At 61.8% G+C, this 21,115-nt stretch carries 19 protein-coding genes and 2 tRNA genes; 12 read left to right on the forward strand and 9 right to left on the reverse strand.

What is annotated here, in order from left to right:
* Nucleotides 1-149: 149 nt before the first annotated feature.
* Complete coding sequence (locus J7557_RS14970) at nt 150-830, forward strand: outer membrane protein (RefSeq protein WP_291420850.1); 681 nt, start codon at nt 150-152, stop codon at nt 828-830.
* A 70-nt stretch (nt 831-900) separates the two neighbouring features.
* Here the strand turns inward: J7557_RS14970 and J7557_RS14975 are convergent.
* The 3 genes from J7557_RS14975 to cpdR form a co-directional block, all read right to left on the reverse strand.
* A tRNA-Val gene (locus J7557_RS14975) sits at nt 901-975 on the reverse strand.
* 29 nt (nt 976-1,004) lie between these two features.
* Nucleotides 1,005-1,079 (reverse strand) — tRNA-Val (locus J7557_RS14980).
* A 157-nt stretch (nt 1,080-1,236) separates the two neighbouring features.
* Nucleotides 1,237-1,596 (reverse strand): cell cycle two-component system response regulator CpdR, encoded by a 360-nt coding sequence (gene cpdR, locus J7557_RS14985; RefSeq protein ID WP_035086991.1) that lies wholly within the window; start codon nt 1,594-1,596, stop codon nt 1,237-1,239.
* A 253-nt stretch (nt 1,597-1,849) separates the two neighbouring features.
* Between cpdR and J7557_RS14990 the strand changes: the two genes are divergently transcribed.
* Complete coding sequence (locus tag J7557_RS14990; RefSeq protein WP_291420851.1) at nt 1,850-2,680, forward strand: N-formylglutamate amidohydrolase; 831 nt, start codon at nt 1,850-1,852, stop codon at nt 2,678-2,680.
* 344 nt (nt 2,681-3,024) lie between these two features.
* Entirely contained in the window at nt 3,025-3,819 is a 795-nt protein-coding gene (gene hisN, locus J7557_RS14995; protein ID WP_291420852.1) for a histidinol-phosphatase, read from the forward strand.
* 2 nt (nt 3,820-3,821) lie between these two features.
* Here the strand turns inward: hisN and J7557_RS15000 are convergent, their stop codons facing one another.
* From J7557_RS15000 to J7557_RS15015, 4 genes are read right to left on the reverse strand one after another with little or no spacing between them, the layout of a single operon-like run.
* Nucleotides 3,822-4,343, reverse strand: coding sequence for a TadE/TadG family type IV pilus assembly protein (locus J7557_RS15000; RefSeq protein WP_291420853.1), 522 nt, complete (start codon nt 4,341-4,343; stop codon nt 3,822-3,824).
* Nucleotides 4,340-4,873 (reverse strand): TadE/TadG family type IV pilus assembly protein, encoded by a 534-nt coding sequence (locus J7557_RS15005; RefSeq protein WP_291420854.1) that lies wholly within the window; start codon nt 4,871-4,873, stop codon nt 4,340-4,342. The genes J7557_RS15000 and J7557_RS15005 overlap by 4 nt, the downstream gene beginning before the upstream one ends.
* Entirely contained in the window at nt 4,870-6,225 is a 1,356-nt protein-coding gene (locus J7557_RS15010; protein WP_291420855.1) for a TadE/TadG family type IV pilus assembly protein, read from the reverse strand. The genes J7557_RS15005 and J7557_RS15010 overlap by 4 nt, the downstream gene beginning before the upstream one ends.
* 60 nt (nt 6,226-6,285) lie before the next feature.
* Complete coding sequence (locus J7557_RS15015; RefSeq protein ID WP_291420856.1) at nt 6,286-7,260, reverse strand: alpha/beta fold hydrolase; 975 nt, start codon at nt 7,258-7,260, stop codon at nt 6,286-6,288.
* Nucleotides 7,261-7,830: 570 nt separating this feature from the next.
* Between J7557_RS15015 and J7557_RS15020 the strand changes: the two genes are divergently transcribed.
* The 9 genes from J7557_RS15020 (at nt 7,831) to J7557_RS15060 (ending at nt 19,361) form a co-directional block, all read left to right on the forward strand.
* On the forward strand, nt 7,831-8,286 hold the full coding sequence (locus J7557_RS15020; RefSeq protein ID WP_035086989.1) for an Hsp20 family protein: 456 nt from the start codon (nt 7,831-7,833) through the stop codon (nt 8,284-8,286).
* A gap of 147 nt (nt 8,287-8,433) precedes the next feature.
* A complete protein-coding gene (dps, locus tag J7557_RS15025) occupies nt 8,434-8,907 on the forward strand; it encodes a DNA starvation/stationary phase protection protein Dps (RefSeq protein ID WP_291420857.1) in 474 nt (157 codons plus the stop codon).
* A gap of 106 nt (nt 8,908-9,013) precedes the next feature.
* The gene (locus tag J7557_RS15030) at nt 9,014-10,060 is read left to right on the forward strand and encodes a hypothetical protein (protein ID WP_291420858.1); all 1,047 of its coding nucleotides are present in this window, start codon (nt 9,014-9,016) and stop codon (nt 10,058-10,060) included.
* A 591-nt stretch (nt 10,061-10,651) separates the two neighbouring features.
* Nucleotides 10,652-15,325, forward strand: a complete 4,674-nt coding sequence (gene gltB, locus J7557_RS15035; RefSeq protein ID WP_367272905.1) for a glutamate synthase large subunit — start codon at nt 10,652-10,654, stop codon at nt 15,323-15,325.
* A gap of 11 nt (nt 15,326-15,336) precedes the next feature.
* Nucleotides 15,337-16,764, forward strand: a complete 1,428-nt coding sequence (locus J7557_RS15040; RefSeq protein WP_291420860.1) for a glutamate synthase subunit beta — start codon at nt 15,337-15,339, stop codon at nt 16,762-16,764.
* A gap of 268 nt (nt 16,765-17,032) precedes the next feature.
* Nucleotides 17,033-17,578 (forward strand): hypoxanthine phosphoribosyltransferase, encoded by a 546-nt coding sequence (gene hpt / locus J7557_RS15045; protein WP_291420861.1) that lies wholly within the window; start codon nt 17,033-17,035, stop codon nt 17,576-17,578.
* An 81-nt stretch (nt 17,579-17,659) separates the two neighbouring features.
* Complete coding sequence (locus J7557_RS15050; protein ID WP_291420862.1) at nt 17,660-18,052, forward strand: hypothetical protein; 393 nt, start codon at nt 17,660-17,662, stop codon at nt 18,050-18,052.
* 14 nt (nt 18,053-18,066) lie between these two features.
* The gene (locus J7557_RS15055) at nt 18,067-18,573 is read left to right on the forward strand and encodes a sigma-70 family RNA polymerase sigma factor (RefSeq protein ID WP_291420863.1); all 507 of its coding nucleotides are present in this window, start codon (nt 18,067-18,069) and stop codon (nt 18,571-18,573) included.
* The gene (locus tag J7557_RS15060) at nt 18,570-19,361 is read left to right on the forward strand and encodes an anti-sigma factor (RefSeq protein ID WP_291420864.1); all 792 of its coding nucleotides are present in this window, start codon (nt 18,570-18,572) and stop codon (nt 19,359-19,361) included. The genes J7557_RS15055 and J7557_RS15060 overlap by 4 nt, the downstream gene beginning before the upstream one ends.
* 35 nt (nt 19,362-19,396) lie before the next feature.
* Here the strand turns inward: J7557_RS15060 and J7557_RS15065 are convergent, their stop codons facing one another.
* Together J7557_RS15065 and J7557_RS15070 are read right to left on the reverse strand one after the other, a co-directional pair.
* On the reverse strand, nt 19,397-20,269 hold the full coding sequence (locus J7557_RS15065) for an ABC transporter ATP-binding protein (RefSeq protein WP_291420865.1): 873 nt from the start codon (nt 20,267-20,269) through the stop codon (nt 19,397-19,399).
* Entirely contained in the window at nt 20,266-21,108 is an 843-nt protein-coding gene (locus J7557_RS15070) for an ATP-binding cassette domain-containing protein (RefSeq protein ID WP_291420866.1), read from the reverse strand. Before J7557_RS15070 ends, J7557_RS15065 begins: the two co-directional genes overlap by 4 nt.
* Nucleotides 21,109-21,115 lie beyond the last annotated feature (7 nt).

Raw genomic sequence — 21,115 nt, forward strand, 5'->3', positions numbered from 1 at the left:
TGGACCCGATCCATTGCACCACGAGACGAAGCTACCGTGACGACTGCGGCCTTCTGCACCACTACCCCCGGCAACCGCCTTTCACTCTCCATTAACCATAAGTCGTCAAAATCCATGGTCGGTGAAGGTGGGACCCGAAGATGAAACTGGTGTGCCTATTTTCTTGTCTGGCGCTGCTTTCTGCGCCCGCCGCCATGGCGGCCGACGTCTACGGCGATTTCTCGCTCCGCGCCCCCACCAGCGCCCACGATTGGTCAGGCGCCTATATCGGCGGGCATCTCGGCTATGGCTATGGCCAGTCCGCGAACCAGTGGCGATCGACGCCTGTCGATCCCTGGCAGCCCGATGGCGACATCCAATATCAAAGCCTGCTGGCCGGTCTGCATGCCGGCTATCAGCACCAGTTCAATGCCTTCGTCATCGGCGCCGAAGCCGATCTTTCGCTCGGACAATTCCGCGGCGACGACTCCCAGTTTGCCGGCCTCGTCAACACTATCGACATTTCAGGCTTCGGCACGCTGCGCGGCCGCATCGGCCTCGCCCATGACAATCTGCTGGTCTATGCCACGGCAGGTCTCGCCGCAGCCGATTTCAGCAAGGGCGACAGCTCGAACAATTTCACCAGCCGCCATCTGGCCTCCGGCTGGGCGGCCGGCGCCGGCCTCGAATGGGCGCTCGCCGACAATCTCAGCCTCCGCGCCGAATATCTGCATATCCACCTGGGCGCCGTCGAAACCGGCGTAATCGGCGCCATGGGCGGCGGCTACCTGCACCGCGCCGATTCCCCCTACCTCAATATCGTCCGCACCGGCCTCAACTACCGCTTCTAGTCCGCGACCCAAACGCCGGACGCGCCAAAACAGCGCTGGTCAGCGCCGATAAACAGCAATGTCATGAAAATGGTGGGTGCGACAGGGATTGAACCTGTGACCCCTGCCGTGTGAAGGCAGTGCTCTCCCGCTGAGCTACGCACCCGCTGCGCTTGCGCAGGGAAAAAGAAGAGATGGTGGGCGTAACAAGGATCGAACTTGTGACCCCTACGATGTCAACGTAGTGCTCTCCCGCTGAGCTATACGCCCATCTCTCCGGGCCGGTTCGGCGTTTGCCTCTCCGGTGGCGCGGATAGACCACAAAAGAACCGTAGCGGTCAAGGGGTCAATCTCACGCCTGTGGATTTCTTCTTTGCGCATACCCCGCAAAACGCGAAACCAGTTTTAGTCAAGGGCATGCAGGGCTTCAGGCCGCGAGCAGCCGCTCCACTTCGGACACGAGATCCTTGAGATGGAAGGGTTTTGACAGCACCGACGCATCCTTGGGCGCGTCACTGTCCGGGTTCAGCGCCACCGCGGCAAAGCCGGTGATGAACATCACCTTGAGGTCGGGATCAAGTTCCGTCGCGCGACGCGCCAGTTCGATCCCGTCCATTTCCGGCATCACGATGTCGCTGAGCAGCAGCGAAAACGGCTCTTCGCGCAGCCGCTCATAGGCCGACAGCCCATTGTCGAAAGAGACGACCTCATAGCCGGCGTTTTTCAGCGCCCGGGTCAGAAACTGGCGCATGTCGTTATCGTCTTCGGCGAGCAGGATTCGCTTCATCAAAAACCTTCTTTCGGCGCCAGTCCGGCAGTGAGTCGTATTAAGTCGATGTTTAATTCAGATTTGTCCCAACGCAAACGGCCTCACGCCGCCTGTGCGACTTTTTGCAATCAACTGGACAAGTTGGCTCCGCCGCGCGACACTTGGGTGACAGCAAATCACTCGACCGCGCCGGAAGCGCGGCCCCCGTGGAGGCAGCGTGCGATCCGACTATTGGGATCAACCGGCATTCGAAACCATACGGCCCCGTCGTATGGTCGCGCCAATTGTGTTCAATTCGCCCCATTCCGGCCGGAGCTATCCTGATCGCTTCCTCGCCATGACCCGGCTCGATCATCTCTCGATCCGCCAGTCCGAGGACGCCTTTGTCGATGAGCTCTTTGCGCGCGCGCCACATCTGGGCGCCCCCCTATTGCGGGCGCATTTCCCGCGCGCCTATCTCGACGTCAATCGCGAGCCCTGGGAACTCGATCCCACCATGTTCGTCGATGCCCTCTCGGACCGGTTCAACACCAGCTCGCCGCGCGTCGCCGCCGGCCTCGGCACATTGGCCCGCGTCGTTGCCGAAAATAAGCCGATCTACCGCGAAAAGCTGACCCTCGATGATGCGCGCATGCGCATCGAGGGCATCTATCACCCCTATCACGCGGCCCTGCAAAATCTCCTTACCGAAGCCGCCACCAGCTTTGGTGTCGCCGTCCTCATCGATTGCCATTCCATGCCTCGCCTCGGCCGCCACGGCGAGCGGGCGACGCCCGATATCGTCCTCGGCGACCGCTATGGCACGACCTGCTCCCCGGCCCTGATCGATCTTGTTGAAACCGGCTTCATCGCCGCGGGGCTGAAAGTGGCGCGCAACCGCCCCTATGCCGGCGGCTTCTGCACCCGCGCCTATGGCCGCCCGCAACACGGCGTCCATGCCCTGCAGATCGAGGTCAGCCGGCATCTCTATATGAACGAGGCGACGCTGGAGAAGAATGCCGGCTTCGAGCCGCTGCGCCAGTTGATCGAGGGCATGATCCACGCCCTTATCGGTCTCGACCTGATGACCCTGGCCGCCCCCGAGCGCGCCGCGGCCGAGTAGCCCTTCCACACAAACAAGGGCCGCCCCTAAAGGCGGCCCAGTCAAGGGAGGAACGATGCGCTCCGGTCCGGCGCAAGAGCTGCCGCAAGGACCGGAATGCACATCATGCCAATGAAGGCTGAACCTCTTTTCGGTTCCGCACAAGGCTCCACACGGCCTCGCCTGCCGTTCGACACACGCTTGTTGCAAAAATGAATCATGACGGATGGACGACATTTCCACCCCAGAAGCCGTCACGATTCTCGGGCAAAAAGCGTAACTCTTTGAGGCGCGTCGGCATTTGTCCGCTTGCTCCATGCCGCGCCGCCTCCTAAACCAGCTTCGCCTGCCGCTGAAGGATTTTCATGGCCACGCAACTCGATTTCACCCGTATCGAAGCCACCCTCCTCGCCGCCGCCGATGCCGCCGCGGCGCACACCCTGCCGCTCTTTCGCACCGGCCTTGCCATCGACAACAAGCTGACATCAGGCTTCGACCCCGTCACCGAGGCCGACAAGGGGGCCGAAAAGGTCATCCGCGCCATCATCGCCGACGCTTTTCCCGACCACGCGGTGATCGGGGAAGAATGGGGCACGAGCGGGGAAAGCCCCTATACCTGGATCATCGACCCCGTCGACGGCACCCGCGCCTTCATCTCCGGCGCGCCGGTCTGGGGCACGCTGATCGGCTTTGCCGTCGATGGAGTCGCCAAGGCGGGCATCATGAGCCAGCCCTTTATCGGGGAAACCTTCATTGCCGTCCCCGGCCATTCGCGCTACGAGCGCGGCGGCCTCACCCAGCCCAATCGCGTCAGCGGCCTCACCGACCTCGCCCCGGCCCGCGTCTTTACGACGACGCCAAAACTCTTCAACACGTCGTCGCTCGCTGCCAAGTGGCACGCCGTCGAAGGCGCCACGCGCCTCCAGCGCTTCGGCATGGATTGCTATGGCTATGCCCTCCTCGCGTCAGGCCATGCCGACCTCGTCATCGAGCCCCATCTCAATACCTATGACATCGCCGCGCTCGTCCCGATTATCCGCGAAGCCGGCGGCGCCATCGCCTGCTGGGACGGCTCCGAGCCCACCGGTGGCGGCAATGTTGTCGCGGCAGCCAGCCAGGCCCTCCTCGACAAGACGCTCGAACTGATCAACGCGGCATAAACCTACTGGAACGGGATCGCCGTAACGAAGCGCGGCCGGTGCACCGCATTGGCCGTAAAGGTGATGTCGGTAAAACCAAAGCCGGCAAACATGGCCTCGTGCGGCACAAAGCTCTCCGTCACCAGCACCGTATCGCCATTGGCAATATCGGGCAGGATCGCGGTCGGTATCGGCGTTGTCGGCACATTGCTGCCGACGCTGCGCGACCAGCGCAGCACGAAAGCGCCATTGTCCCTCGCGATCGAACTGATGCGCAACCCGCCATCATGCGCGCTCGGCACCACATTGAGCATGAGATTGAGCATGTCGGTCAGGGTCGAGGCCGAGACCGAAGTTTGCCGCGACAGCATGTCGCCAATGGTGAACGTCGCTTTTTCAACGCTCTGCGCATTGCGGAAAAGATCGAAAGCGGTCACCGAACCCAGCAGGACCAAGAGCAGCACCGGCGCGAGCAATGCGAATTCGATGATCGTTGCCCCACGCTCGCTTCGCTGGAACTGCCGTAACCCCCGCCTCGCCATCATGCCGGCTCGTTGATGAAGCCGGACTTGGACACGAGCCGCACGGCCCCCGTCTCGTCCTTGGAGAGCACCAGTCCCAGGCCAAGGCCCGGCGTGAACGGCTCGACGACATAACAGGCGCGCACGAACACGGTCTGGGTCCGCTGCCCGGCGTCGAAGCGCAAAACCGGCTGCAGTGTCGTATCCCGATTGAGGCACCGCGCCGCATCGGTCGGATAGCTCGCCGCACTGGTGATCGGGATGAGTTCGAGCGCCAGGGTCTTCTGGCAATCGACCAGCACCACGGCCTGCGCGCAGATGCGCTCCCGCATGGCTTCCTGGGTCGGATTGGCAAAGCTGCCGATCCGCAATTCGCGCACCGTCAGGTCCAGCGCCCGATCGAGCATGATCGTCTGCACCATAAGCCAGCCGGCTTCGAGTGTCGAAAAGATGATGGCAAGCAGGATCGGCACCAGCAGCGCGAACTCGATGGCGGCCGCACCACCCTGGTGCCGCCCGAAGCGTCTGCGCCCAAAGATGCCGCGCTTGCTCATTGCGTCAGCTTGATGCGCTGGATCGTGCTGGCGATCGATTGAAACGCCGCAGCGATATTGAGGCCCTGTACGTCATAATAATGGCTGGCACTCGATGCGCAGTTGCGCAGCTCGTTCTTCATTTTGAGCTGGTTGCTGTCGCTATCCCTAAGCTGAAAGCCGATGGTAAAGACCAGAATGCCGTGGCTTTTGGCCGTCGCGCAGATGGTGTTCATCAACTCCTTGGCCTGGTCGGCGCCGATATTTTTCTTCCAATAGGGATCGTAAAACGCCTTGTCGTTCTTGCTGGTGCGCACACCGGCATTTGGATCCTTGGCCGTGTACTGCTCGGTGATTGCCCCGTCGGTCATCAGCACCATGACCTTGAGCGTCTCGGCATCGTCGAAAGCAGCCGGGCGATTGAGGAAAGCTGAGTTGATCTGCCCCGCCGCTACCGCCTGTTGCACTTGCGGGCGCAGCGCCGGGTCGAGAAAGCGCAAGCCCCAGTTCATGGCGATAGCCGTTCCGGTGCCGTCATACATCTGAAAGCCGGCAATGCGTGAGATAAGCGCGTCGGCATCGTTCGACATCAGCGTCACTGCCGTATTGTCGGACGGGCACCAGCCGGGGTTCATATTGGCGGGCAATGTCGGCTTGTCGGCGCTGCCATTCCATTTGGTGAAATGCGGCACCTGCGCATGGGTCGCAAGGTTGATCGTCGACGCATAGAAATCGGGCTTGTAGAGCTCGACGCAGGACGAGTTGTTATGGCTGCGCACTCCACCCCAATTATCGAAGAAGCTGGAGCCGAGGGAAACCTGACCAGCATAGGGCACGATATTGACGGTGGTATAGGCCTCCGTCTCCGGAGTAACCATGGCCTGGATGAAACTGGTGGCGGCAGACTTCAGGGCCGGATACTTGCCGTTGTCATTCATCGACCCGGAAAGATCGAGCATCAGCGACAATTCGATATTGCTGCGCCGTTCCTCGGCCGAGGCTACCGCGCTCATCGGCAACATGTTGATACCGATCAAAGGCAGGAAGGCCGTCGCCATATTATAGCTGGCGGTCACGGTGACGGACTTGGAGTTTATGGTGTCGACCTGGTCGACGGCGAGTTCCACCTCTTCGATAAAGGCGAGACTCTTGAGATATTCGTCGACCGTTTCTTCGGCCGTTCGCCCCTGCGACAGCGACGCCGCCGCGAGCACGGCCCGGTCCACCCCGTCCTGCAGTTGCGCGCGAAAAGCCTCATAGCGGGCAATGTCGGTAGCCCCGCCTGCCAGAACCAGCATGGGTATTAACATCAGCGCCGAAATAACCGCGACATTACCCTGCTGATCCTTCAGCAAGCGCCTCAACTGATCCATCGGGGTCCCCACGACCCTCCTGGGTCGAGCGAACACTAGATATCGGTTGTTACGAAAGGTTTAGCGCGTCTGATTTGTGATGAAGGCATCGAACGCCGCCAGCACCTGACCGCGGATCGGATCGGTCTCGATGAACAATTCGTGCTTGGCCCCGGCAATCACCATATGCCGCCCGTTCCTCAGCCGCAGACCCAATTGCTCGAGCGCCGGCGTCGACACGATCGTGTCGCGTGCCGCCGCCAGCACCAAGAGCGGAATCTGCAGCCTGCCGGCAAAATCCTCGCGATTGGCCTCCACCATTGCCTTCATCGAGGCAGCGAGCCACCGAAAGCTCGGCGAACCGATATAGAGGCTGTCATCGGCGCGAATGGTGTCGACCATGCGCGTATAGCGCAGGAGGTCCGAGGTCAGTGGATTGTCCAAAAACCCGGCCTCGTCCGGGCGCTTGTCACCCCTACGCTTGAGCGGCACGGCGCCAAGCCCGAGGAAACTCAGCGTCTCGGCAAGAGCTCCGAAACCGCCAATACTATGTTCCATGCCATGGAGGCACACCATGGGCGCCGAAAGAAAGACGCGATCGAACATCATCCGGTCGCGCGTCGTTGCATAGAGCGAAGCCAGCCCGCCCATGGAATGGCCCACGAGATAGAAGGGCGGCGGGCAATCGGGCAGCAGGATTTCGGCATGAAAGGTCCTGAGATCGGTCCAGTAATCGTCGAACCGGTCAACATAACCCACGGTGCGATTGCCGATCAGCCGGTCCGAACCGCCCTGGCCGCGCCAGTCAAAGGTCGCAACGGCAAAGCCACGCGCCTGAAAGTCGGCGATCGTCTCAAAATATTTCTCGATATATTCCGTGCGCCCCTGCACGAGACACACCGTACCCCGATGCGGCCCGGCCGATTTCGGCCAGATGGCATAGCGCAACTTTACCCGGTCCGGCGTTGTCATATAGCCGACCCGTACCCCTGCCGGCACGGGATTGGACGGAACAACGGTAAGCTTTGGGCCAGTGGGATCAACCAATGCGGTCAAGACGCGCCTCCACGATTTTGCCGCACGATAACGTCGCGAAGTAAAGAAAGGCCAGCATTCCGGGTTGAGGAATGCTGGCCTTTTGAGGGCGGGTCCGTGCGGGGGGCGGATGACGGACCCGCTGCATGAGGACCGCGGCGGCGGCCTCACGGTTATCTTTATGCACGGGTCAGCCTGAATGGGTTTGGACCGGCCTGTTCATTTTCGGTTCAGTTTCTCCACCGCCTTGCACAGCTCCTTGCCCCCCATCCCCCTCCCCGACCCTCCCCGCAAGGGGGAGGGTGCCGGGCCGGTGGTTTTACCCCGTAGCCTGCCCCCACCCTCGATGCGGCACCTCCCCCTTGACGGGGAGGATGGGAGGGGGTGCCGGCACACACCATTTTCTAGAATCTCCCTCCCCCTTGAAGCCCCAAAACCCTTTCCTAAATATGATTGGTCCGCCGGAAAACCGGGGACACCGGCCCTGCCGAAAAGGTCGCTCGCCACATCTGGGAGCACCACGGGAGGCACCGGAATCGGCGTGCCGCAAGGCATCGCTTCAACCACGTTGCTCAACTGGAGAATGTGAAAATGCAGACCATCGATTTTTCCCCCTTCTATCGCTCCACCGTCGGCTTTGACCGCCTGTTCAACCGCCTCGACACCCTGGGCACCCAGGAAGCCAAGTCCTACCCGCCCTACAATATCGAGCGCACTGGCGAAGACACCTATCGTATCTCCATCGCCGTGGCCGGCTTTTCCAATGGCGACATCGCCATCGAAACCAAGGAAAACAGCCTCGTCGTGAAGGGCGCCAAGCCGGTTGAAAACACCGACACCAAGCGCGAATTCCTCCATCGCGGCATTGCCGAGCGCGCCTTCGAGCTGCGCTTCCAGCTTGCCGACTATGTCGAGGTTCAGGGCGCTGCCCTCGAAAATGGCCTCCTCCATCTCGAACTGAAGCGCGAACTGCCCGAAAGCAAGAAACCGCGCACCATTCAGATCAATGGTGGCACGGCTACCATCGAGGACAAGTCGGTCAATTAATTCGTTTCTCCTCCCTGAGACGACAGAGGCGCGGCCCCAAAAGGGCCGCGCTTTTTGTTTGTCTTCACCTCTTCGGCGGGAACGAGTCATACCGCCGCAAGTTGAGTAAGGCGCTCGCGCTTTCCTCCCCAGCGTCAGGATATTCCCATGAAGACTCCCTCCATCACCCTCAAATCCAATGCCAAGTCGGCTATCATCGACATTCTCAATGCGCGTCTCGCCGACGCCATCGATCTCGCCCTCATCACCAAGCAGGCGCATTGGAACCTCAAGGGTCCAAATTTCATCGCCGTGCATGAAATGCTCGACCCCATGCGCACCCAGCTCGACGACCATGTCGACACCATTGCCGAGCGCGTCGCCCAGCTCGACGGCATTGCCCTCGGCACCAGCCAGATCGTCGCCAAGGCGAGCAAATTGGCAGCCTATCCAACCGATATCCGCAAGGTCGCCGACCATCTCGCCGCCTTGGCCGAGCGCTACGCCGCCCTCGCCAATCAGGTGCGCGAAGATATCGACGCGACGGACGAAGCCGGCGACGCGGACAGTGCTGATATCCTCACCGCCTTTTCGCGCGATCTCGACAAGAACCTCTGGTTCATCAAGTCGCACCTCGAATAGCAGCGCACGCGCGTCCGTCATCGGGCTGAACGCGCCATTCATCCTCCGCTCAGTGCCACGCCTCCAGAGATAGGGTATCATCGCCCGAAATCTCTGGAGGCTCGCCATGTACCGACTGCGCCTTGCCTACCTGACCACAGCTTTTGCCGCCCTCGCCCTTCCCGTTGAGGCGGCCAATCTCCTCGTCGACAATGCCTGGCCCATGGCCAAGGCGCAGGACGAGTTCGCCAATCTGATCCGCGGCGATCTCGTCCACGAAATCACCATCGACGCCGACAGCATCCGCATCACCGCCGGTCACCCGACCGATGCCGAACAAACCGTCGACTATTCCTGGGACCAGTCCGAAGTTCGCCGCTCCGGCAGTTTTGTGAATTTCTCCGCCCTGGGCATGGGCGACACCAAACCCTTCGCGCTCGATCAGCTCCAGTTCGACAAACTGCCCGAAGTGAAAGCTGCCGCCATCGCCGCCTTTGCGACACCCGGTAGCCGCATCGTCGAGATCGAGGCGAGCCAACCCACCACCCGCACCAGCAAAAAGCTCCTCCCGCTCTGGGAAGTCACCCTCTCCACCAATAGTGGCAAGACCGGCACCGTCTGGCTCACTGCCCTTGGCCAGGTCGTCGACGTCGAACTCCCCGAAGGCTCCGCCACCGCTGCCACCCTCGGCCCCTGGCTCGCCCCCGCCACCGTCGAAAACACTCTGTCGCGACTTGCCGACGAATTCGGCACAGATGCAAATTTCCTCGAAATCATGATCGATGACAGTAAGGCCCTCATCACCATGGAAGACCCGCAGAATCCCGGCGGCACCGCCGAGTTCTACATGGACGCCGAAAAGATCACCCGCTCGTCCTCGAACATGCCCATGCCCAATCCTTTCGCGCCCACCCTCGACCGCGCCTTCACCCTGGCCGATGTCGCAAACCTCGATGTCGCCTGCCTCACCGACCTCGAAGCCCGCACACTCGCCCGCATGGAGATGCCTGATATGACCGTCTTCCGCTACACCATCTCGCGCAACACGCTCTTCATGACGCCCGAGGACGATCGCCTGCTGGTGGAAGTCCGCGCCGAAGCATCAGATCAATGGACCGGCGGCCGCGTCGCCTATGACATGGATGGAAACGAGGCGGACGTCGTGCTCCCCTAGCGAAAAATAGGAAACTCTCATCCTTTCTTAACCGAATGGGCCGCCCTCCAGGGCGGTCCCAATCGTTTCCAGCGCCTTTTCCGACCCAATTCCTATGCTTTCCTACACAGAAAGTAGGAAAGTCCTATTTTTTGTGTCGCGAATTTGGCAAAACCGCTTGTGCCTAGTTTTGAATTATGCAAATGTGGAGCTGTTAGGGCAGTGCTTCTGTCCTATCTGACGCGTCGCCCCGCTCTCCGCGGCAAGCGGCGCACGCTGGTCCGGCTGGACCGCTAGACGATAGCGGAAACGGACAGGCGGAGCTAAGATAGCTCGAATATGAGCGGCCATTTGGATGCAGCGCCGCTCCCCACGCATGGATGCACTTGTTCATCCGAGCCGTACTGAAAGTACGACCCGATTGAGAAGTGTGCCCACTGAGGACCAAGACTGCATCCAGCGGGCCGGCACCGGCACCATCAGGATGCACACGACATAGCGAACCAAGCCCGGCAACGGGTGCGATCAGACAGCGAGGATTAAGACATGGCCCCCCAGCAGAACGGACAATTTTCTCCGGTCACCGCGAAAGCCAATACTCGCAAAACCACTCTGATCGAAAACGGACGCATCGTCGCCGGCCGCCCCGAAGCCCAGGGTCTCTACGATCCCATGCAGGAACATGACGCCTGCGGCATCGGCATGATCGCCAACATCAAGAACAAGCCCAGCCACGAAGTGGTCGAGAAGGGTCTCGAAATCCTCGAGAACCTCGAACACCGCGGCGCCGTTGGCGCTGATCCCCTGATGGGCGACGGCGCCGGCATTCTCGTGCAGACCCCGCACGCCTTCTTCCAGAAGGTGCTGCCCTTCGATCTGCCCGAAAAGCACCACTACGCCGTGGTGATGATTTTCTATCCCAACATCGTCGCGCTGCGTGATCGCTGCGCCGCCGCCGTCCGCGCCTGCCTCGAAAAGGAAGGCATGACGCTTCTTGGCGAGCGCGTCGTCCCCACCGACAACAAGAAGCTCTCCGAAGGCGTCATCGCCACCCAGCCGATCATCGAGCAGATGGTCATCGCCCGCCCCGAAGGTCTGACGCTCGACGAATTCGAGCGCAAGCTCCTCATCGTGCGCAAGGTGATCTCCAACACCGTCTACGCTCAGGTCCCCGAGAGCAACGGCGACAACGGGTTTTACGTCGTCTCCATGTCGGCACGCACGCTCGTCTATAAGGGCATGTTCCTTGCCGACCAGCTCGGCGCCTTCTACCCGGACCTCCACGACGAAGACTTCGAAAGCGCCATCGCCCTCGTGCACCAGCGCTTCTCGACCAACACCTTCCCGTCCTGGAAGCTCGCGCACCCCTACCGCATGACCACGCACAATGGTGAAATCAACACCATCCGCGGCAACGTCAACTGGATGGCGGCCCGCCAAGCCTCGGTCCATTCGAAGTACTTCGGGGACGATATCTCAAAAATCTGGCCGATCTCCTACGAGGGCCAGTCGGACACGGCCTGCTTCGATAACGCGCTCGAATTCCTCGTGCGCGGCGGCTATCCGCTGCCCCACGCAGCCATGATGCTGATCCCGGAAGCCTGGGCCGGCAATCCGCTGATGGATGAAAAGCGTCGCGCTTTCTACCAGTACCATGCGTCCCTGATGGAACCGTGGGACGGCCCCGCCGCCATGTCCCTTTCCGACGGCCGCTATGTCGTTGCCACGCTCGACCGCAACGGTCTGCGTCCGGCACGCTATCTCGTGACCAAGGAAGGTCACGTGGTCCTCGCCTCGGAATCGGGCGTCTTGACCATTCCCGACGAGGACATTGTCGAGCGCTGGCGCCTGCAGCCGGGCCGCATGCTGCTCATCGATCTTGAGCAGGGCCGCATCATCTCCGACGAAGAGATCAAGGCGACGCTCGCGACCGCCAATCCCTATGCCGATTGGCTCGCCCGCACCCAGATCGTGCTCGAAGACCTGCCCGCTGTCGCCCCCAAGGCGCCGGAGCCGACCGAGGCCCTCCTCGATCGTATGCAGGCCTTTGGCTATACCCAGGAAGACATCAAGCTCCTGATGGCGCCCATGGCCACCACCGGCCAGGAAGCCGTCGGCTCGATGGGCACGGACACGCCGATCTCGGCGCTCTCCAACAAGTCGAAGCTCCTCTACACCTACTTCAAGCAGAATTTTGCGCAGGTCACGAACCCGCCCATCGATCCGATCCGCGAGGAATCGGTGATGAGCCTCGTCTCCTTCATCGGTCCGCGCCCCAACCTCTTCGATCTTGAAGGTCTTTCCACGGTCAAGCGCCTCGAAGTGCGCCAGCCGATCCTGACCAACGAGGATCTCGAAAAGATCCGCGGCATCGGCGACATCGAAGACAACCAGTTCAAGACCAAGACGCTCGACATCACCTACCCCGTCGCCGACGGCGCGGCAGGGATGGAAGGGGCTATCGAAGCGCTGTGCCACGCGGCCGAAGAAGCCGTGCGGGGCGAATACAACATCATCATCCTCTCCGATCGCCTGATTGCAGCGGACCGTCTGGATATTCCGACGTTGCTTGCGCTCGCTGCCGTGCATCATCACCTGATCCGCAAGGGCCTTCGCACCTCCACCGGTCTCGTGGTCGAAACTGGCGAAGCCCGCGAAATCCACCACTTCGCCATGCTGGCCGGCTACGGCGCCGAAGCCATCAACCCCTACCTCGCCTTCGAGGCGCTGCAGTCCCTGCATGCCGAGGGCAACTACCCCGAAGAAGTCTCGGCCGACGAAGTCGTCTACCGCTACATCAAGTCGGTCGGTAAGGGCCTCCTCAAGGTCATGTCCAAGATGGGCATCTCGACCTACCAGTCCTATTGCGGCGCCCAGATTTTTGACGCGGTCGGCCTCAACTCCGATTTCGTGAAGAAGTATTTCTTCGGCACCGCCACCTCCATCGAAGGCGTCGGCCTCGGCGAAGTCGCCGAGGAAACCGTGCGTCGTCACGCCGAAGCCTTTGGCGACGACGTGGTGCTCAAGAAGGCGCTCGATATCGGTGGCGAATATGCCTATCGCATCCGCGGCGAAAAGCATGCCTGGTCGCCCGACGTCGTCGCCGACCTCCAGCATGCCGTCCGCACCTTCGAGGAAAGCCCGGAAACCGCGCAGGACCGCTACAACAGCTTTGCCGAGCGCGTAAACTCGGGCGAAAACGGCTATCTCGCCATTCGCCACCTCTTCGACATCAAGCCGCTCGGGCCTGAAGTCCCGCTCGAAGAAGTCGAAAGCGCTGCCACCATCGTCAAGCGCTTCGTCACCGGCGCCATGTCCTTCGGCTCGATCAGCCGCGAGGCCCATACGACGCTGGCCATCGCCATGAACCGGATCGGCGGCAAGTCGAACACCGGCGAAGGCGGCGAAGAGCCCGATCGCTACAAGCCCCTGGCCGATGGTTCGCAGAACCCGCTGCGCTCCGCCATCAAGCAGGTCGCTTCCGGCCGCTTCGGCGTCACCACCGAATACCTGGTCAATTCCGACCAGATCCAGATCAAGGTCGCGCAGGGTGCCAAGCCCGGCGAAGGCGGTCAGTTGCCCGGCCACAAGGTCGATTGGGTCGTCGCCAAGACGCGCCATTCTACCCCGGGCGTGGGCCTCATTTCCCCGCCGCCGCACCACGACATCTATTCGATCGAAGACCTCGCCCAGCTCATCTATGACCTGAAGAACGTCAATGAGCAGGCCGACATCTCGGTCAAGCTGGTTTCGGAAATGGGCGTCGGCACGGTTGCGGCCGGCGTTGCCAAGGCCCGCGCCGACCACATCACCATCTCCGGCTACGATGGCGGCACGGGCGCTTCGCCCCTGACCTCGCTCAAGCATGCCGGCGGCCCATGGGAAATCGGCCTCGCCGAAACCCATCAGACCCTTGTGCTGAACCGCCTGCGTTCGCGCGTAAAGCTGCAGGTCGATGGCGGTCTCAAGACCGGTCGTGACGTGCTCATCGGTGCCCTGCTTGGTGCCGACGAATTCGGCTTCTCGACCGCGCCGCTGATCGCTGCCGGCTGCATCATGATGCGCAAGTGCCACCTCAACACCTGCCCGGTTGGCGTCGCCACCCAGGACCCGGTGCTGCGCAAGCGTTTCAAGGGCACGCCCGAACACGTCATCAACTACTTCTTCTTCATCGCCGAAGAACTGCGTGGCCTGATGGCCGCAATGGGCGCCCGCACGCTCAACGAGCTGATCGGCCGTTCCGATCTCCTCGACCAGCGCCGCGCCGAAGGCCAGTGGAAGAGCGAAGGCATCGACTTGAGCAAGGTCTTCTACAAGCCCGAGCCCATCGGCGGCGACACGCTCTATCACTCCGAACTGCAGAACCATCACCTCGAAGCCGTGCTCGACCGCAAGCTGGTGGAACTCGCCAGGCCCGCCCTCGAAGAGGGCAAGCCGGTGCAGATCGAACTCCCGATCCGCAGCCGCGACCGTTCGGCCGGTGCCATGCTCTCTGGCGCCCTCGCCAAGAAGTACGGCCATGAAGGCCTGCCCGAGGACACGGTGTCCATCACCCTCCGCGGCACCGCTGGCCAAGCCTTTGGCGCCTTCCTCGCCAAGGGCATTTCCATCGACATGATCGGCGACGCCAACGACTATGTCGGCAAGGGTCTTTCCGGCGGCCGCATCGTCGTGCGCCCGTCCGACAAGGTGTCCTTCGATCCGACCAAGTCGATCATCGTCGGCAACACGGTTCTCTACGGCGCCATCAAGGGCGAGGCCTATTTCCGCGGAATCGCCGGCGAACGCTTCGCCGTGCGTAACTCGGGTGCCATCGCCGTTGTCGAAGGCACGGGCGATCATGGCTGCGAATACATGACCGGCGGCCTCGTCGTCGTCATCGGCCCCACCGGCCGGAACTTCGCAGCCGGCATGTCGGGCGGCGTGGCCTATGTCCTCGACGAGGACGAGACCTTCCGCAGCCGTTGCAACCTCGCCATGGTCGATCTCGAACCGGTGCAGGAAGAAGAAGACCTGATGCGCAAGCTCCACCACCACGGTGGCGACTTGGAATGGCATGGCCGTGTCGACATTTCCGGCGACATGACCAAGCACGACGACGAGCGCCTGCACCAGCTGATCTCGAACCACCTGCACTATACCGGTTCGACCAAGGCCAAGCAGATCCTCGACAACTGGGTCGAGATGCGTCCGAAGTTCGTAAAGGTCATGCCGGTTGAATATCGCCGCGCCATCCTCGAGATGGAACGCAAGCGCTCGTCTGGCGCACACGTGGCTGCTGAGTAAGGAGAGAGCAAATGGGTAAGGTAACAGGCTTTCTCGAGATCGAACGCGAAGAACCGCGCTACGAGCCGGCTTCCGACCGCATCCGTCACTTTGGCGAATTCACCATTCCGATGACGGAAGGTCGCATCGTCGACCAGGCGGCGCGCTGCATGGATTGCGGCATTCCGTTCTGCCACGGCGACACCGGCTGCCCGGTCCACAACCAGATCCCGGACTGGAACGACCTCGTCTACAACAACGATTGGGAAGAGGCTGCGCGCAACCTCCACTCGACCAACAATTTCCCTGAGTTCACCGGCCGTATCTGCCCCGCTCCCTGCGAGGAAGCCTGCACGCTGAACCTGGAAGACGTTCCGGTCGCCATCAAGACGGTCGAACAGGCCATCGCCGACAAGGCGATCCGTTCGGGCTGGGTCAAGCCGCAGCTCCCCAAGGAAAAGACCGGCAAGAAGGTCGCTGTCGTCGGCTCGGGTCCCGCCGGTATGGCGGCGGCCCAGCAGCTGGCCCGCGCCGGCCACGATGTCCACCTTTTCGAGCGCGAGCCCAAGGCCGGTGGTCTGCTCCGTTATGGCATTCCCGACTTCAAGATGGAGAAGGACCACATCGACTTCCGCGCCACCCAGATGGAAGCCGAAGGCGTGACCTTCCACTATGGCGCCAATATCGGCGTCAACGTCCCGCTCTCCGACCTGCAGCGCGACCACGACGCGGTCCTCCTCTGCGGCGGCTCGGAACGTCCCCGTGAAGTCGACGTCGATGGCCAGCAGTTCAATGGCGTCCACTACGCCATGCCCTTCCTCGTGCAGCAGAACCGTCGCGTCGGCTACGAAGACGTTTCCCACGAAGTCCAGCTCACTGCCGCCGGCAAGCATGTCGTCGTCGTCGGTGGTGGCGACACCGCTTCTGACTGCGTCGGCACCTCGTTCCGTCAGGGCGCCATCGCCGTGACCCAGCTCGACGTCCGCCCGATGCCGCCCGAACTCGAAAACAAGCTGACCAATTGGCCCAACTGGGCGGTCAAGATGCGCACCTCGTCCTCCCAGGCCGAAGGCGCCATCCGCGAGTTCTCCGCCGGCACCATGAAGATCATCGGCAATGCCGCCGGCGACGTCATCGGCGTCGAATGCGCCCGTGTCGACCGCAAGCGCCAGCCGATCCCCGGCTCGGAATTCATCATCAAGGCCGACCTCGTGCTCCTCGCCATCGGCTTTGCCGGTCCGGTGCACGAAGGCATGTTGACCGAACTCGGCGCCGACTACGACAAGCGCGGCAATCTCTTTGCCGACACCATGACCTACCGCACGACCAAGCCCAAGGTTTACGCCGCCGGCGACATGCGTCGCGGTCAGTCGCTCGTCGTCTGGGCCATCCGCGAAGGCCGCCAGGCCGCCCGCTCGATCGATTTCGATCTCATGGGCAAGACGGATTTGCCGCGGTAGTCACACCCACAGCAACGCGTCACCCTCGGGCTCGACCCGAGGGTTCTGCACTTAACAGTCTCCAGCAGTTTCCAGCAAACAGCCTCCACAGACACCGACGCCCTCCGCCTCAACTCGAGGGGTCACACTCAAAAATAGCAGCAGCAAACACCGATACCTCCGGATCACCTCCGGAGGTGTCGCCGTTCTGTGACCTATTCGGTCCCGGCGCTACCCTCGATGCCAACAGTCTGCTAACAGACTCGCGCTTGCGCTACTCGGACTCGCCATGACCCAAAAGCCCTACGTCGTCGACGAACTGATCTCCGCCAAGGCCATCGCCGCTCGCGTCGAAGCCCTCGCCAAAGAGATTTCGACCCACTTCGCCGACACCGACAAGCTGGTCGTCGTCGGGCTCCTGCGCGGCTCTTTCATCTTCATCGCCGACCTCGTCCGCGAACTCGACCTGCCGGTGGAAGTCGATTTCATCGAAGCGTCCTCCTATGGAAACGCGATGCAATCGAGCCGCGAGGTGCGCATTTTGAAAGACCTGCGCGGCGAGATCGCTGGCCGCGATGTCCTTGTTGTAGAAGACATTATCGACACCGGACACACCCTCAAGCACGTCCTCGAAATCCTCGAAACGCGCCATCCCCGCCGCATGGAAGTCTGCGCCCTGCTCTCGAAACCGAGCCGCCGCGAGACCAACATCGAAGCCAAATGGCTGGGCTTCGAAATCCCCGACCGGTTCGTTGTCGGCTATGGCATCGACTACGCCCAGCGCAACCGCAACCTCCCCCACATCGGCGCCGTCCGCTTCACCGAAGAAAATTAATCCCCGGCGGGATTAAACCCGCTACACTGGTGTTCTTCTCTTTGCGGGCCGCATCAAGCGCTCGCCAAGAGGAGACAAATCATGATCCTGCGTTCGCTTCTCGCCGGTGCAGCGGCCCTCGCCCTCATCGTCGCCCCGACCTTTGCCACCGACTATCTCGGCGGCGCGGTCAAATCCACCGACATCAGCGGCAAGATGGTGCTGACCGATGCCAATGGCATGACCCTCTACATCTTCGACAAGGACACCGCCGGCGTCACCAATTGCTATGACACCTGCGCCGAAAAGTGGCCCCCGCTCTTCGCCGATGCCTCGGCCAAGGCTGAAGGTGACTTCACCCTGGTCGACCGTACCGATGGCACCAAGATGTGGGCCTACAAGTCCATGCCGCTTTACTACTGGTATGAAGACATGGCCCCCGGCGACATCAAGGGTGACGGCGTCGGTGGCGTCTGGCATCTTGCCATCGAATAATATCGAGGCCTTTCTTGGTCGACATCCTTCACGAGATCGAGGCCGCTGTGCCGGCGCTCAGGCGATATGCCCGGGCGCTGACGCGCGACTTCGATCGCGCCGATGACCTCGTGCAGGATTGTCTCGAACGGGCCCTCGCCAAGCGCGGTCTCTTCCGGCCGAAAGGTCCGGTGCGCGCCTGGCTCTTCACCATTCTGGTCAATGTCCACCGCAATAGCCTGCGCGGCACGCGTCGCCGCGGCGAGGTGGTGGATTTGGCCGATATTCCCGAGCTCTCGGTGCCAGCGCCGCAGCCCGGCCATATGGCGCTCGCCGAACTTGACCGCGCCATAGGCACGCTGCCAAACGAACAGAAGGAGGCCCTGCTACTGGTGACCCTTGAAGGCCTACCCTACGCCGAAGCAGCCCAAATCTTGGACATTCCGCTCGGCACACTGATGAGCCGGCTCGGCCGGGCCCGTGCCACGCTCAAGACCATGACTGGCACCCCTTCCGAACCGCATTTAAGAACCGTGAAATGAGCGAGATCAGCCGCGACACATTGATGGCCTATGCCGACGGCGCGCTCTCCCCGGCGGAGCGCGCGGAGGTGGACGCCTATCTCGCCGATCGCCCGGACGCGGCAACTGAAGTCGCGCTGATGCAGCGTCAGGCAAATGCCATTCGCACGCTTTATGGACCGGTCGCCGCCGAGCCCGTGCCGCCGCGCCTCTCGGTCGACAAGCTGCTTCAAACCCAACAAAAGCGCCGCAGCAGATTCTGGACCAGCGCCGCCGCCGCCGTCGTCCTCGTTGGTCTCGGCCTCGGCTCCGGCTGGCTACTCCGCGGCCAGGCGGATACGCCCGGCATCGCTGATCAGCTCATCGCCGACGCCGTCAGCGCCCACACTGTCTATGTCCTCGAAAACCGCCACGCCGTGGAAGTAAACGGCGCCGATAGCGAGCACCTGTCCTCCTGGCTCTCTAACCGGCTGCAGACGACGCTTGCCATGCCTGATCTCAGCGCCTCGGGCCTCACCTTCCTCGGCGGCCGCCTGCTTCCCGCCCCCAATGTGCCCGGGGGACGCGCAGCGCAGCTCATGTACGAAGACACTACCGGCGCCCGCCTGACGCTCTATGTGACTCCTTCGCCCGGTCCCAATACGCCAAGCTATGAGCTGGCCAATCTCGGTCTCGATACGGCGCTCTTCTGGGCCGACGATGTCATCAGTTGCACCATCACCGCCCCCTACCCGGCCGACAGACTGCAAGCCATCGCCAAGACGGTATTCTCGCAGCTCAATCCGTCCGGACCGGATTATCGGACCTGAAACAAAAAGGCCGGGTCTCCCCGGCCTTTTGATCTCTACGCCGCCTTGGCAGCAGCTCTGCGCAGCTTGCGCCGCTCTTCGCGGCGTTCCATTTCCACCTTGGGATCAGGCACCGGCACCGAGGCAATCAGGCGCTTGGTGTAATCGTGGTGCGGGTCCATAGTCACCTGTTCCGCCTCGCCGATCTCAACCACTTCGCCGAAATAGAGCACCATGATGCGCTGGGCGATGTGCCGGACAACGGCGATATCGTGCGAAATGAACAGGAGCGAAATGCCCAGTTCCTTCTGCAGGTCCATCAAGAGGTTGACCACCTGAGCGCGGATCGACACGTCGAGCGCCGACACGGCCTCGTCGCAGATGATCAGCTTGGGATTGGTGATCAAAGCCCGCGCAATGCCGATACGCTGGCACTGGCCGCCCGAGAACTCGTGCGGATACTTGTTGATCATGGTCGGCAGCAGGCCAACCTTCTGCATCATCTCGGCGACCCGGACCGCCCGCTCGGCCTTGCCGATATTGGGCATGTGGATTTTGAGCGGCTCGGCGATGATATCGCCCGCCGTCATGCGGGGATTGAGCGAGGCCAGAGGATCCTGGAAGATCATCTGGATATCCTTGCGCAGGTCCAGAAGCTCGTTCGAGTTCATCTTCTGGATATCACGGCCAAGCCACACCGCTTCGCCCGCACTCGCCGGCAGCAGCCGGATGATCGCGCGCGACAGCGTGGACTTGCCGCAACCGCTTTCGCCCACGATGCCAAGCGTCTCGCCCTGATAGAGGTCGAAGGACACGCCCTTGACCGCACGCAGGATTTTCTTGCCGCCGAAAAGTCCGTTGGAGCCGAGGGTGAATTCCACCGACAGATCACGGACTTTCAGGATGGGTTCTCTTTCGCTCGCGCTCATGCTTCACCCTTTGCGGCCATAAAGTCGTAGGAAACGGTCGACAGGCGATCGACCTTCTTGTCGAGCCGCGGCACCGCCGCCAGGAGCCCCTGTGTATAGGGATGCTCGGGCTTGTCGAAGATATCGGCGGTCTTGCGATATTCCATCACCCGCCCGTCGAACATCACCAGCGTATCCTCGCAGGTGCCCGCGACGATGCCGAGATCGTGGGTGATGAGGATGATGGCGGTGTTGAAATCTTCCTGCAGGTCGACGAGGAGATCAATGATCTCGGCCTGCACGGTCACATCGAGCGCCGTGGTCGGTTCGTCGGCGATGAGCAGCTCTGGGCTACACAGCAGCGCCATGGCGATCATCACGCGCTGACGCATACCGCCCGAAAACTCGTGCGGATACATATGCACACGGTTCTTCGCGTCCGGAATCCGCACCGCTTCGAGCATGCGCACGCTCTCGGCCAGCGCCGCCGCGTGGCTCATACCACGGTGCAGTTCCAGCACTTCCGTCATCTGCCGCGAGATGCGCAGATAGGGATTAAGCGAGGTCATCGGATCCTGGAAGATGATCCCGATGCGCTCGGCGCGGTAGGACCTCAACTCCTTGGTCGGGAGGTTGAGGATTTCCTTGCCATCGAACATGACCGAGCCGGAGGCGCGACCGTTCTTTGGCAGCAGCCCCATCAGCGCGAAGGCGCCCTGGGTCTTGCCCGAACCGCTTTCGCCCACAATGGCAAGCGTCTTGCCCTTTTCGAGCGTGTAGTTGAGATCCTTCACTGCATGGACGGGGCCGTCATGCGTGAGGAAGTCGATCTTGAGATTCTTGACTTCTAGCAATGCCATAACTGTG

It is taken from the genome of Devosia sp., from assembly GCF_017744655.1.
Lineage (GTDB): Bacteria > Pseudomonadota > Alphaproteobacteria > Rhizobiales > Devosiaceae > Devosia.

Coding starts and splice junctions, on each gene's coding strand:
- cpdR (WP_035086991.1), bottom strand. CDS start 1,596: ATGAAGCGAATCCTGCTCGCCGAAGACGATAACGACATGCGCCAGTTT.
- J7557_RS14990 (WP_291420851.1), top strand. CDS start 1,850: ATGGTCGCGCCAATTGTGTTCAATTCGCCCCATTCCGGCCGGAGCTAT.
- hisN (WP_291420852.1), top strand. CDS start 3,025: ATGGCCACGCAACTCGATTTCACCCGTATCGAAGCCACCCTCCTCGCC.
- J7557_RS15000 (WP_291420853.1), bottom strand. CDS start 4,343: ATGATGGCGAGGCGGGGGTTACGGCAGTTCCAGCGAAGCGAGCGTGGG.
- J7557_RS15005 (WP_291420854.1), bottom strand. CDS start 4,873: ATGAGCAAGCGCGGCATCTTTGGGCGCAGACGCTTCGGGCGGCACCAG.
- J7557_RS15010 (WP_291420855.1), bottom strand. CDS start 6,225: ATGGATCAGTTGAGGCGCTTGCTGAAGGATCAGCAGGGTAATGTCGCG.
- J7557_RS15020 (WP_035086989.1), top strand. CDS start 7,831: ATGCAGACCATCGATTTTTCCCCCTTCTATCGCTCCACCGTCGGCTTT.
- dps (WP_291420857.1), top strand. CDS start 8,434: ATGAAGACTCCCTCCATCACCCTCAAATCCAATGCCAAGTCGGCTATC.
- J7557_RS15030 (WP_291420858.1), top strand. CDS start 9,014: ATGTACCGACTGCGCCTTGCCTACCTGACCACAGCTTTTGCCGCCCTC.
- J7557_RS15040 (WP_291420860.1), top strand. CDS start 15,337: ATGGGTAAGGTAACAGGCTTTCTCGAGATCGAACGCGAAGAACCGCGC.
- hpt (WP_291420861.1), top strand. CDS start 17,033: ATGACCCAAAAGCCCTACGTCGTCGACGAACTGATCTCCGCCAAGGCC.
- J7557_RS15050 (WP_291420862.1), top strand. CDS start 17,660: ATGATCCTGCGTTCGCTTCTCGCCGGTGCAGCGGCCCTCGCCCTCATC.
- J7557_RS15060 (WP_291420864.1), top strand. CDS start 18,570: ATGAGCGAGATCAGCCGCGACACATTGATGGCCTATGCCGACGGCGCG.
- J7557_RS15065 (WP_291420865.1), bottom strand. CDS start 20,269: ATGAGCGCGAGCGAAAGAGAACCCATCCTGAAAGTCCGTGATCTGTCG.
- J7557_RS15070 (WP_291420866.1), bottom strand. CDS start 21,108: ATGGCATTGCTAGAAGTCAAGAATCTCAAGATCGACTTCCTCACGCAT.